This is a genomic window from Novosphingobium sp. (assembly GCF_024642085.1).
GTDB lineage: Bacteria > Pseudomonadota > Alphaproteobacteria > Sphingomonadales > Sphingomonadaceae > Novosphingobium.
Map to the genome: position 1 here is coordinate 17,644 of NZ_JAHEBV010000025.1, position 11,047 is coordinate 28,690.

The 11,047-nt window shown below is 64.5% G+C and carries 12 protein-coding genes; 5 read left to right on the forward strand and 7 right to left on the reverse strand.

What is annotated here, in order from left to right:
- Window positions 1–3: 3 nt before the first annotated feature.
- Window positions 4–1,224 carry a cation:proton antiporter gene (locus Q0L62_RS10480; RefSeq protein ID WP_296679551.1) on the reverse strand — a complete coding sequence of 407 codons (1,221 nt, stop codon included), beginning with the start codon at window positions 1,222–1,224 and terminating at the stop codon, window positions 4–6.
- 119 nt (window positions 1,225–1,343) lie between these two features.
- Here Q0L62_RS10480 and apaG point away from each other — a divergent pair, with 119 nt between their 5' ends.
- Both apaG and Q0L62_RS10490 read left to right on the forward strand, forming a co-directional pair.
- On the forward strand, window positions 1,344–1,742 hold the full coding sequence (gene apaG, locus Q0L62_RS10485; RefSeq protein WP_296679553.1) for a Co2+/Mg2+ efflux protein ApaG: 399 nt from the start codon (window positions 1,344–1,346) through the stop codon (window positions 1,740–1,742).
- Between the two features lie 11 nt (window positions 1,743–1,753).
- Window positions 1,754–2,512, forward strand: a complete 759-nt coding sequence (locus tag Q0L62_RS10490; RefSeq protein WP_296679554.1) for a LysR family transcriptional regulator — start codon at window positions 1,754–1,756, stop codon at window positions 2,510–2,512.
- Here the strand turns inward: Q0L62_RS10490 and Q0L62_RS10495 are convergent.
- Window positions 2,509–3,780 (reverse strand): amidohydrolase family protein, encoded by a 1,272-nt coding sequence (locus tag Q0L62_RS10495; RefSeq protein ID WP_296679556.1) that lies wholly within the window; start codon window positions 3,778–3,780, stop codon window positions 2,509–2,511. The two genes, Q0L62_RS10490 and Q0L62_RS10495, sit on opposite strands and share 4 nt — an antisense overlap.
- A gap of 139 nt (window positions 3,781–3,919) precedes the next feature.
- On the opposite strand from Q0L62_RS10495, the gene Q0L62_RS10500 reads away from it, so the two are divergent.
- From Q0L62_RS10500 to Q0L62_RS10510, 3 genes are all read left to right on the forward strand, one after another.
- A complete protein-coding gene (locus Q0L62_RS10500; RefSeq protein ID WP_296679558.1) occupies window positions 3,920–4,762 on the forward strand; it encodes an alpha/beta hydrolase in 843 nt (280 codons plus the stop codon).
- Between the two features lie 79 nt (window positions 4,763–4,841).
- Window positions 4,842–5,201 (forward strand): helix-turn-helix transcriptional regulator, encoded by a 360-nt coding sequence (locus Q0L62_RS10505; protein WP_296679560.1) that lies wholly within the window; start codon window positions 4,842–4,844, stop codon window positions 5,199–5,201.
- Window positions 5,185–5,706, forward strand: a complete 522-nt coding sequence (locus Q0L62_RS10510; RefSeq protein ID WP_296679562.1) for an SRPBCC domain-containing protein — start codon at window positions 5,185–5,187, stop codon at window positions 5,704–5,706. Before Q0L62_RS10505 ends, Q0L62_RS10510 begins: the two co-directional genes overlap by 17 nt.
- On the opposite strand, the gene Q0L62_RS10515 is transcribed toward Q0L62_RS10510, so the two are convergent.
- From Q0L62_RS10515 to Q0L62_RS10535, 5 genes are all read right to left on the reverse strand, one after another.
- Window positions 5,703–6,551 carry a cupin-like domain-containing protein gene (locus Q0L62_RS10515; RefSeq protein WP_296679564.1) on the reverse strand — a complete coding sequence of 283 codons (849 nt, stop codon included), beginning with the start codon at window positions 6,549–6,551 and terminating at the stop codon, window positions 5,703–5,705. The two genes, Q0L62_RS10510 and Q0L62_RS10515, sit on opposite strands and share 4 nt — an antisense overlap.
- An 86-nt stretch (window positions 6,552–6,637) precedes the next feature.
- Window positions 6,638–8,275: a trypsin-like serine protease gene (locus Q0L62_RS10520; RefSeq protein ID WP_296679566.1), complete on the reverse strand. Its 1,638-nt coding sequence runs from the start codon at window positions 8,273–8,275 to the stop codon at window positions 6,638–6,640.
- A 99-nt stretch (window positions 8,276–8,374) separates the two neighbouring features.
- On the reverse strand, window positions 8,375–8,608 hold the full coding sequence (locus tag Q0L62_RS10525; RefSeq protein ID WP_296679568.1) for a hypothetical protein: 234 nt from the start codon (window positions 8,606–8,608) through the stop codon (window positions 8,375–8,377).
- A gap of 100 nt (window positions 8,609–8,708) precedes the next feature.
- A complete protein-coding gene (locus tag Q0L62_RS10530) occupies window positions 8,709–10,640 on the reverse strand; it encodes a TIR domain-containing protein (protein WP_296679569.1) in 1,932 nt (643 codons plus the stop codon).
- Between the two features lie 138 nt (window positions 10,641–10,778).
- Window positions 10,779–11,047: energy transducer TonB (locus tag Q0L62_RS10535; RefSeq protein ID WP_296679570.1), on the reverse strand; the 269-nt coding region annotated here is incomplete at its 5' end.

Below are 11,047 nucleotides of genomic sequence, written 5' to 3' on the forward strand. Positions count from 1 at the left end.
GCCCTATCCCGCCTTGCGGGTCAGGCCTTCCATCCGTTTCAGTGCCGGGGCAACCACCGGGATAGTCAGCATGGTCGAACCGACCGCGGCCAGCAGCATGGCGGTAAAGGCGCTGCTGGTAATGATTGCCTTGTCGAACAGGACGTTGACGAAGATAATCATTATCAAGGCCTTCGTCTGCAGCAGCCAGCCGATGACCCACGCTTCACCCTTGCCCCACTTGAGCATACGCCCGGCGATGCCGACCCCGGCCAGCTTGCCCGCCACCATGGCCAGCAGCAGCAACGCCGCGGCGCAAAAGGCGGTCAGCCCGCCCATGTCCCAACTGGTGCGCAGGCCGGTAGACAGGAAGAACACCGGCATGAAAGCCAGCAGCACGACATCGCGGAACCGGTCGATCGCATCTTCCCCGAACCATTTTGCGTCCAGCGCCGCGCCAGCCAGAAACGCTCCGACCATGAAGTGCAGGCCAGACCAGTCGGCCAGATATCCGCAGGCCGCCAGCCAGACCAGTGCCGCATACCAGCGGTCGCGTTCGGGGATGCGGGCCATCAGCCGCCGCACCATCACAACGGCAAAGGCAAACCCGGCCAGAAACCCTGCCTGCCGGGTAACCCGGTCCCAATCGACCAGGATCAGTGCCAGCACGGCCCAGATCATGATATCGTCCAGACTGGCATAGCGCAGGATGCGCTGGCCAAGCGGCGTGCGCAGCACTGCCAGCTTTTGCATGAACAGCACCAGGATGGGCAGGGCAGTCACCGCGCAGGCCATGCCCGTGCCCAGAACGAATTGCCAGCGCGCGCCCTTGGCTCCGATCCAGTCGGCAGGATTGCCCAGGGCCAGCAGGGCAATTGCCGCCAGCGCGCCAAATGCCAGCGGCACGCCCAGCGCCAGACCGGCGGTAAGCCCCGTTTCACCGCGCCATTTCCACGCCTGTGCCAGGTCAAGCTCGAGCCCGGCAACGAACACGAACAGCATCACCGCCCACCACGCTATGCCGTTCAGCGCGCCGATTACCGGCGGGGCAAAGACCGTTTCGTAATAGGCCGGAAATACGGCGCCCAGCACACCGGGTCCCAGCAAGATTCCGCCAACGATCTGCACTACCACCAACGGCGCGTAGTAATCGGTCCGCGCCAGCCGCCAGACCAGGTACGGCACGGCAAAAATGATGATCAGCGCCAGCAGGAACAGCTCGGATACGGGCAGGGCGGTATGCATGGACCAGGGGGCTAGCAAAGCTTGCCCGCAGGTCCAATGGCCGCTTGCATGGCTATCCGGATAAATTGGTTTGCGCTGCGCCATTGTCTGACGCGCCCTGGCTCGCTAACTTGGACGCCATGAAGGAACTGTTCCAACACGCTGCCCTGACCGAGGGCATTACCGTCCGCGTGGCGGTCAACTTTCTGCCTGAACAGTCGCGGATCGATGCCGGCAAGTGGTTCTGGGTCTATCACATCCGCATTGAAAACAGTTCGGACCAGCCGGTGCAGCTATTGACCCGGCATTGGCGGATCACCGACGGGCGCGGCATGATCAACCTTGTTGAAGGCGATGGAGTGGTGGGGGAACAGCCGCTGCTGCAGCCCGGGCAAAGCCACGATTATGTTTCGGGCTGCCCGCTTTCAACGCCGCATGGCAGCATGGAGGGGCACTATACCTTTCGCCGCGCCGATGGTGCGCTGTTCGAAGCGGCGATACCGTTCTTCCCGCTGGCGGCGCCCGCGACTGCGGGCTAGGGGCCAGGCCCATGAAACGCACGCACCTGCCTCTCAACGCCCTGCGTGTGTTCGATGCTGCGGCGCGGCACTTGTCGTTCACCCGGGCAGCGGATGAACTGGCCGTCACCCCTGCGGCCGTCGGCCAGCAGATTCGCGCGCTTGAAGACATGCTGGGCGTGGTCCTGTTCCGCCGCACGCCCAAGGGGCTTGAACTGACCGACGAAGCGAATGCCGGACTTGAGGCACTGCGCATCGGCTTTCTGCATTTTGAGGATGCAGTGCAGGCGATGCAGGCCGGGCAATCCAGCCTGGTCTACACCATCGCCTGTCCGCGCGATGTCTTTGCCACCTGGCTGGCCCCGCGGCTGGCGCAGTACCGCACCGCCAATCCCGATGTGCGGATCAGTCTGGTGCCAGATGCAGCGATCGATTTTACCGAAGCCAACCTTGATCTGGCGGTGCGCTGGGCCGAAGGGCCGGGCGATCTGGAAGGTATCCAGCTGGGCGAAGCGGCACGGATCACCGTGGGCGACGGGCCGTGGATTGCCTGGCCGGGCGATGCATTGCCCGGTGGCAGCAACGAAGCCGCCCCGCTGAATGTCGGGGATGCCGGACAGGCGCTGGCAGCGGCGCGCGCCGGGCTGGGCCGGGCGCGGGTTCCCGCGCTGTTGGTCGATGATGATGCAGCCGAACGGGAAGCCTGCCGCTTTGCCTACTGGATGGTCGCGCCGCTGCCGCAGTGGCGCCAGAAAAAGGTCAAGGCGCTGGTAGCGTTTCTGACTGCCTAACGCACAGCCACGCCGCCTTTGATGACGTGCGTAACCTGTTCCAGCGCACTGATATCGGCCAGCGGATTGGCCGCCACGGCAACCATGTCGGCATAGTGCCCCGCCGATAGCGCGCCGACATCCTTGCTCCACCCCAGCATCTGCGCAGCGACGGTGGTGGCCGACTGGATTGCCTGCATCGGCGTCATCCCATAGCGCACCATATATTTGAACTGGCGGGCATTGTGGCCGTGGGGAAAGACCCCGGCATCCGTGCCAAAAGTAAGCTTTGCCCCGGCCTTGACCGCCTTGGCAAAACCGCGCCGCTGCGCTTCGGTGGTTTCGCTGTTCTTGCGCAGGATGGCGGGCGTCCAGCCATCGCGGCGGCCGACCTCGTCGATGAAATCGCCGTTGTAGATATCCATGTCGAGGAAAGCGCCGCTGGCCTTGGCAAGCGCAATCCCTTCATCATCGATCAGGCTGGCGTGTTCGATCCCGCGCACCCCGGCGCGCAAGGCCGATTTGATGCCTTCGGCGCCGTGGGCATGGGCTGTCACCCACGATCCGCGCGCTGTCGCTGCCGCAACGGCGGCGCGCATTTCCGCTTCGCTCAGTTCCTGCTGGCCCGGTTCGGTTCCTTCGGTCAGGACCGCTCCGGTCGCGATCAGCTTGATCGAATCGGCACCGTGCTGGAACAGCGCATTGACCTTGCGGGTAGTATCGGCGGCATCAATCACGACGCCTGTGCGCATGTCGTCGGGTACGGTTACATCAGGTGCCATGCCCGTCACTTCACCCCCGCCTCCGGGGATCGTGATATAGCCGCCGACCGCGCTGATCCGCGGACCCGGCACATCGCCGCGATTGACCGCGTTGCGCAGATCGATGTTGGAATAGCCGCGGTACGATCCGACATCGTGAACGCTGGTAAAGCCCGCGTCCAGGGTGTCGCGGGCATTGCGCGCGCCGATGTAAGCGATCTCGCCCGCAGAATGGAGCAGGGGTTCAAGCACATTGGCGCTTTGCCCAGCGTCGGCCAGGTGGACATGGCAATCGATCAGGCCGGGCAGCACCCAGAAGGCTGACCAGTCGACCAGCGCGGCGCCCGCGGCGGGCGGGGTCCACGCCGTTACGGCGGCGATCCGGCCGTCCTCGATCCGCAGCAACTGATCGTCCCGCACCTCGCCGCGTTCTGGATCGATCAGATGACCGGCCCGGACATAGACCGTTTCGGCCCATGCCGTTCCGGGCACGGCTGACAGGGCAAGCAGCAGGCAGGTGCGGCGCATGGTCGGGTCCTTCTTGTGTCAGCCACCATAGTGATCGCAGGTTGACCCACAGGCAAGCCAGACCGCAGCAGGCGGCGTTTTTAACTGCACGATTAATACCGGTTGACGCCGGTGCCGTGCCGCGCAATCGTCGGCGGACATGGACCGTCAAACCATTCAAGTGCCGATCGGCCACGGGCTTGCCATCGCTGCCGATGCAGCCGGCCGCCACGGCGCACCCACCGTCGTTCTGGGCCACGGCGGCGGGCAAACGCGCCATTCGTGGGACAAGGCCGAAGTACAACTGGCCGATGCCGGTTACTATGCGATCAATTATGACCTGCGCGGGCACGGGGACAGCGATTGGTCGCCCGATGGAGACTATGCGATCGAAACCCGCGCGCGCGATCTGATCGCCGTTGCCGCCCAGGGGACCAAGCCTGTCGCGCTGGTCGGCGCTTCCCTGGGCGGGCTGACCGCACTGATGGCGGCCTGCATTGGGCTGGAACCGGCAGCTTTGGTGCTGGTCGATATCGTGCCAAAAATGGCGCCGCAGGGGGTGGCCAAGATCCGCGGGTTCATGATGGCCAACCCCGATGGCTTTGCCAGCATCGAGGCGGCCGCCGACGCGATCAGTGCCTATTATCCCGACCGGCCGCGGCCCAAAGACCTGTCGGGCCTTAACAAGAACCTGCGGCTGGGCGGCGATGGGCGCTATCACTGGCATTGGGACCAGCGCATGATGACCGACCAGCGTGCCGATCCGCAGCACATGCTGGCGCTGCTCGATGCTGCCGACTGGACCGATCGGGTGCCGACCCTGCTGGTCCGCGGCATGAAAAGCGATATCGTCGATGACGATGGCGTGGCCGATCTGCGCCGCCGCATTCCCGATCTGGAAATCGCCGATATCCGCGGGGCCGGTCATATGGTGGCGGGCGACCGCAACGACGAGTTCAACGCCGCCGTGATCGATTTTCTGCGCCGGGTAATGCCGGCCTGACCCAGCACCCGGAACTGAAATCAACGACATCGATGGCGCGCTTGCACGGCGGGTCAACATTCGCTAGATACTGAACCATATGGTTCAGTATGAGTCGCCCTCGCTTGACGCTTCCTTCGCCGCGCTGGCTGATCCAACCCGCCGCGGGGTGCTGGAACAGCTGGGCCGGGCCGATACCTCCATCACGGATCTGGCGGCGCGGTTCGGCATGTCGCTGACCGGGATCAAGAAGCACGTCAGCGTGCTGGAACAGGCCGGGTTCGTGGCGACGCAGAAGGTCGGGCGGGTGCGTACCTGCCGGCTGGGCGCGCGCCGCCTGGCCGAGGAAGCGGCCTGGATAGAGGCGTATCGCCATACCTGGGCGGCGCGGCTCGATGCGCTGGACGCGGTAGTGCAGAACATGATCAACGAGGAGAACGAGCGTGGGACACAAATCTGACGGCCAAACCGGCGCAGGGCCCAATCCGACCACGGCGGACCGCGTTTCCGACCGCGAGCTGGTCATCACCCGCATGGTCGATGCGCCCCCGGCGGCCGTCTACGCCGCATGGTCGAGGGCCGAGCTGTTCCGCAAGTGGTGGGTGCCGCAATCACTGCCGATGAAACTGCTGTCGTGCGAAATGGACGTGCGCACGGGCGGGGCCTACCGGCTAGAGTTCGGTCATCCCGATTTCGATCAGCCGATGGCCTTTTTCGGAACCTATCTGGATGTCGAACCGGGCAAACGGATGGTGTGGACCAATGCGGAGAGCGAGGAAGGCGCCGTCACCACGGTGACCTTTGCTGACAAAGGCGGCAAGACGCTGCTGACGATCAGCAACCTGTTCCCGTCGAAAGACGCCTGCGATGCAGAGATAGCATCGGGCGCAACCGCGGCGATGGACGAAACGCTGGCCCAGCTCGATGCCTTGCTGGCCGCGGCGGGAACGCCGCTGGCAGGTTAGCCCCGGATGCGGCGGAGCGCGCGATAGGCCAACGCCTTGGCGCGGTTCTGCTGCGGGAACAGGCCTGGGCTCTTGGGAGCAATCCCGGCCTTTCGCAGCACCGCGTTGAAAGCACGGGCGTCCGCTTCGGCATAGGACCATTCGGAACGCCAGGTGACGGACAACGAGACCGAAGGTTCAGCACCGTTCTGCACCCAGTGCGGACGTTTGACCGGCACGTGCAGCGCCGTACCAGGGGTCAGTTCAAAAGGCGTGCCCTTGGCGGCGAAGCGGTCCGCCCACGGCAGATTGCGGTGATGCTGGCCAAGGTGAAACTCTTCGTGGGCCTGGGCGCTCAGCAGGTCTTCATCCTCGACCGGGAACACCGTCATCACCTTGCTGCCCTGGATCTGCAGCAGGATATTGTGTTCAGGATCGAAGTGAAACGGCGTGACGCTGCCGGGCGAAGATATGAAGATGAAGCCTTCGAGCTGGTGCATCGTGCCGGTGCGGGCGGCGACCACGTCCGCAAGCTCGCCCAGCACATCGCTAAGCAGAGCGCCGTATTCTGCCACCTGTTCGACCCGCTTCAGGGCAACCCACGATCCGGCATCAGCGATCCGGCGGATCGTTTCAACCACGCCAAGGCGCGGTGCGGGCACGTCTTCAGGGGCAATCCCGATCGGCAAGGCGCCGGGATTGTATTCGATGCTGTCTGCCGGCAAGGCCAGAGCCAGATCGGCCAGCGCATCCAGGCTTAGCAGCGGATGGCCGGCCAGGCTGTGGTGCAACACGGCCGGCTCGTTCGGATAGGCTGCGGCGAAGGCATCGCGCGCGGCGGGCGGAAAGGCTGCCGGTGCCGGCATGAAAAAACCCCATTCAATCTGCGTTGGCTTCGCCTGTTCCCTAGCAAAGCCAGGTTAAGATGGGGTGATCGCCGGTTTCGGGGGGCCTATGGCGCCCAGAACACGACCTTGCCGCGCTGGTAATGCTTGGGTGCCTGTTCGATCCAGTCGCCAAACGCGCGGACATCGGCAAAGGCGCTGGGCGCGCGAATCCCGCCGCAGCCCACGCCATACGAGACGACCCCAAGCAGCACGAACTCCGAACCGTCCTTGGCCACCAATGGCCCGCCGCTGTCACCCCAGCACGACGAATCCGTGCGCGGGCTTCCGGCGCAGATCTGGCCGGGCTTGATGCGGTACTTCTTCTGGACAAAGCGGCGGTCGCGGTCGCAGCGGTCGGGCGGCAGGTATTCAAGCCTGGCGGTCTGCAAATAGCGCGGTGCAACCTGGGCATTGCCGTGTTCATCGCGCAACTGGCGGGTCGCGTCCGCAATTCCGGTCACGCCCCAGCCGCTGACGTAGATTGTCTGCCCGCGCGGCGGATCGGCCATGCCCGCCGGGGCTGGCCGGATCGGCGCAACCTTGACCAGTTGGCCCGGATCGGTCTTGCCCGGTACATTGCGCGGCGCGGTGATGTGCAGCAGTGCTACGTCATTGCCCTGCTGGGGCACTTTGGTGTTGGCATCGCGGTGGACCACGATCCCGTCGATGGTCCAATCGGCACCGCCACCGCCGGCAATATCCATTGTGCCCATCCGCACTTTGCGCTGGGTGAGGAAGTCCTCAACCCGGGTGCTGTCCTGAGGCGGAATGATGCAATGCGCAGCGGTCAGGATCCAGCCTGGCTTGATCAGCGATCCCCCGCACACGTGGTTGCGTTCATAAGGGCTCAGCTGGCGGCCAAAGTTGGTCAATTCGCGGTCAAGTTGTTCAGTCGTATAGACCGGCGCATCCTTGCCGAACTTGAAGATCTGGGCTTGCCACGGTGCCAGCACCCGGGGCGCAACTACGCCGTGCGCTGCAACAAGACGCACGATCGGCTTTGCCAGCACGACGGTCCAGTGATCGAGGAACTGCGCTGCCCCTTCGGGAACGTGGCATTCAAAGGCCAGCACCAGGCGCTTTACCCGTCGTTCCTGACTGCACAGCAGGTTGCCGAACATCATGGCCTGAGCCGCATCGGGTCCGGCTTTGATAAGATAGTCCGGCACCGCCTGCCACCGGTCCTGGTCGTTGAGGTGCAGAGCCTTGGAATAAGCAGACAGCTGATCGTCGGACATTGAATCGATCAGTTCAATCATGGGCCGTTGCTGCGCTGCGGGAAGCTTGATCAGGAAATCAACAAAGGCCCCGCGCTCACCAATTGATCGCAGTTGCTCGGTCACCCCCAACAGCGACACCGTTTGTCTGCGGGTCAGCGTTGCCATGAAGGCGACGTAGGCTGGCTGATCCTCGTCCGGGACCTGTTCGGTAAGGCGCTGCAGCGCGGCCAGCGACGGGTTTGGATCGTCCTGCGTCGGCGGGGTCAGCGTGTCGGTGCCAGGATAGGGCGCAAAGTGCCAGTCAGGGCGCCAACCCTGGGGCAGGATTGGTTCTTCAAGCGGCACTGCTTCGGGATCGGTCGGGACAGTCGCATCTGCGGAAGGTGGCGGCATCGGTGCGGGCGTGGTCTGGGCCCGGGCCGGTCCGCCGACGATCAAGACAGTCAGCAGCGCGGCAAGCAACCAGCGATGATAATTGGTCATTGGCTCCGATCTTTCCGCGACCCGGATGCCGTTGATCTTACCGCAGCAATGCAGGAACGACCGGGGTGGCGGTGATCCCGCCGCCCCGGCCGAAGAGTATTAGCGGGTCACGCCGTTGCCCTGTCCGTCAGTCGATGCGTCGGCAGGTGCCGCAGCAGCATCGGCAGCCGCATCGCTGGCGGTGGCAGCAGCGTCGCTGGCGGTCGCAGCAGCGTCACTGGCGTCAGCGGCAGCTTCGGTTGCGGTTTCGACAGCTTCTTCGGCCGGCTTGGAACAACCGGCAAGGCCGAGCGTGGCGCAGGCAAGAATGGCTACGAGTGCAGTCTTTTTCATGAATCCCCCTTCAGTGCGGGTCCGTGCCGGAATGCAACAAACCAGGCGGAAGACTGCCGTAAACTGCGGTTAATGTCGAATCCTGCTTCGGCTGCGGGGTTCAGGCAAAGCCAAGTTGCTGTAACGCCGCGCTAAATCGCTGCGCGCTGCGTACCGGATCAAGCAGTGGATCGTTACGCAGCAAGACCAGTCCGGCATCGCGCGCCAGAACAGCCTGGTCCAGCGCTTTCAACGCATCGTCGGTGCGGCCCCACTGTGCATATATCTGGACCTGCTGGTACATGCTGTTGGTGCCGAACTGGCCGATCAGCTCGCGCAGCCGCGCTTCGCCCGCTTCGGCGCCCGACAGCTTGAAATCGGCAATCGCCAGGCCGGGCAGACGCAGGATCGCCAGCGGTTCATCAAGATATTGCCCGCGCGCCTGTTCGGCATTGCCTTGGACCAATGCGCAATCCCCCAGGAACCGATGAATCACCCCGACTTTGGGATTCAGCGCAAGTGCAGCACTGAGCGCCGTTTCAGCCGCGGCGTAATTGCGGCTGTAGAACTCCAGAAGCGCGGCGCTGCGCAGCACCGACGGATTAAGCGGATCGAGCCGTTTGGCCCGTTCGGCCGCCTTGCGCGCCTCGTCGAAGCGGCCGGTATTTGTCGCAAAGTCGGCATAAGCGGTCAGGATATCGGCATTGCCGAAGCCCAGTTCGACGCTGCGCTGGAACGGCAGGGCAGCGCCCTTTTGATCCATCATGGCGTTGCTCAGGAAAAAGCCCAGCGCAAACTGTCCCTCGGCCATATCGGGGGCAAGGCGCACTGCCGTGTTGGCCGCTTCCCGCGCCAGTCCCTGCAGTCGGCCAATCTCCGCCCCGCTGCCATAGGTCGATGCGATGACCACCAGCGCCCGCGCCCGCGCGGCATGGGCCAGGGCAAACCGGGGATCAATCGCAATCGCCTCGTCATAAGCTGCCAGAGCGCCGCGATCAGTGGCCTCGCTTTCGGCCTTTTTGTACAGCGCCAGCCCCCGCAGATAGGCATCGAACGCCCTGGCATTGGTGGTTCGCCCAATATCGGCCGCGGCGGTGACCCGCGCCGCCAACGCGTCGGCAACGTAAGTCGCGATCTCGTTCTGCAGGACCAGGACATCGCCGGCCTTGCGATCAAAACTTTGCGACCATTTTTCAAAGCCGGTCTTGCCGTCGATCAGCCGTGCCGCGATCCGCAGCATGTCGGCCGAGCGGCGCACGCTGCCATCAAGAATGTAGGCGACTTTCAGCGCCGAGGATATCGCGCGCGGGTCTTTGCCCTGGCTGGTCAGCGCGCTGGTCGATGTTTCGGCCGCCACTTCAATGCTGCGGTTAAGGCTGAGCAGGGTGCGCAGTTCTTCCGACAGGCCGTCGGAGAAATAGCTTTGCGCCGGATCGCCACTGAGGTTGCGGAACGGCAGCACGGCTACGCTGTTGACGGCATCGGCGCTGCCAGCACCGATCAGGCCGCTGCGCCATGCCGCCAGCGCGCCCAGCGCCGAGATCCCGCCTGCGCCCAGGATCAGCGCACTGCGGCGGGAAACCGGGCTGCTGGAACGCGGCGCGGCGGCGGCAAAGTTTAACTGCGTATTGGGCGCAGCTGCCGCGGTGCGCACGGCGTGGACCAGCTCTTCAAACTCGTGCGCGGTGGCCTTGCCGCGCCAGTGATCAAGTTTGATATACTGGATCTGGCGAAAGCCCAGCGGGGGCTGCGAACCGTCAAGCAGCACCGGCACCATGCAGCCCCGGTCGCGCCCGCGCGTGGCCTCATCGCGCACCCAATGCGACTGGATCGATGTCCGGGTCCACAGCACGACCACGGCATCCGCGGTTTCCAGGGCGGTTTCGGTTGAATGGGCGAACGCCTGGCCCACTTCAAGCATGCCGTCCCACCACACAGAAATGCCGTGGCTTTCCAGCGCTTTGATGACTTTGAGCGCGCGTGTCCGGTCGCTGCGCGAATAGCTCAGGAACACCCGCAAGGGTGACGCTTCAGCCGGTTCCGGATCGTCCATGAACGCAGTCTCCCCTGAACGCAGAGCATTATCCTGCGCGGCGGCAAATGCAATTGGCTTGACGCGGCGATCGGGCAGTGTTGCCCCGTCCGGTCGGGTCCGGACGGGGCGTATCGGCGGGACTGGATCAGGCGGCCCTCACTCCGGGATCTGCCAGCGCACCGAACTGGAGAAAGTCCCCGGCAGCCGCGCCCCGGTGCTGTCTATCGCGGGCTCGAAACGGCCGCGCTGGGTCAGCTTGGCGCAGGCGGCACTGTCCAGCCCGGGATGCCCGCTCGACACCGTTACGGTGCAATTGCTGACCCGTCCGTCGATGCCGATGTCCAGCTGGAAGCGGGTGACGCCGGTGTGATGCTGGCGCAGGTCTGCGGCGGGATAGTCGTTCTCGCTGACCCACAGGCCCGGAT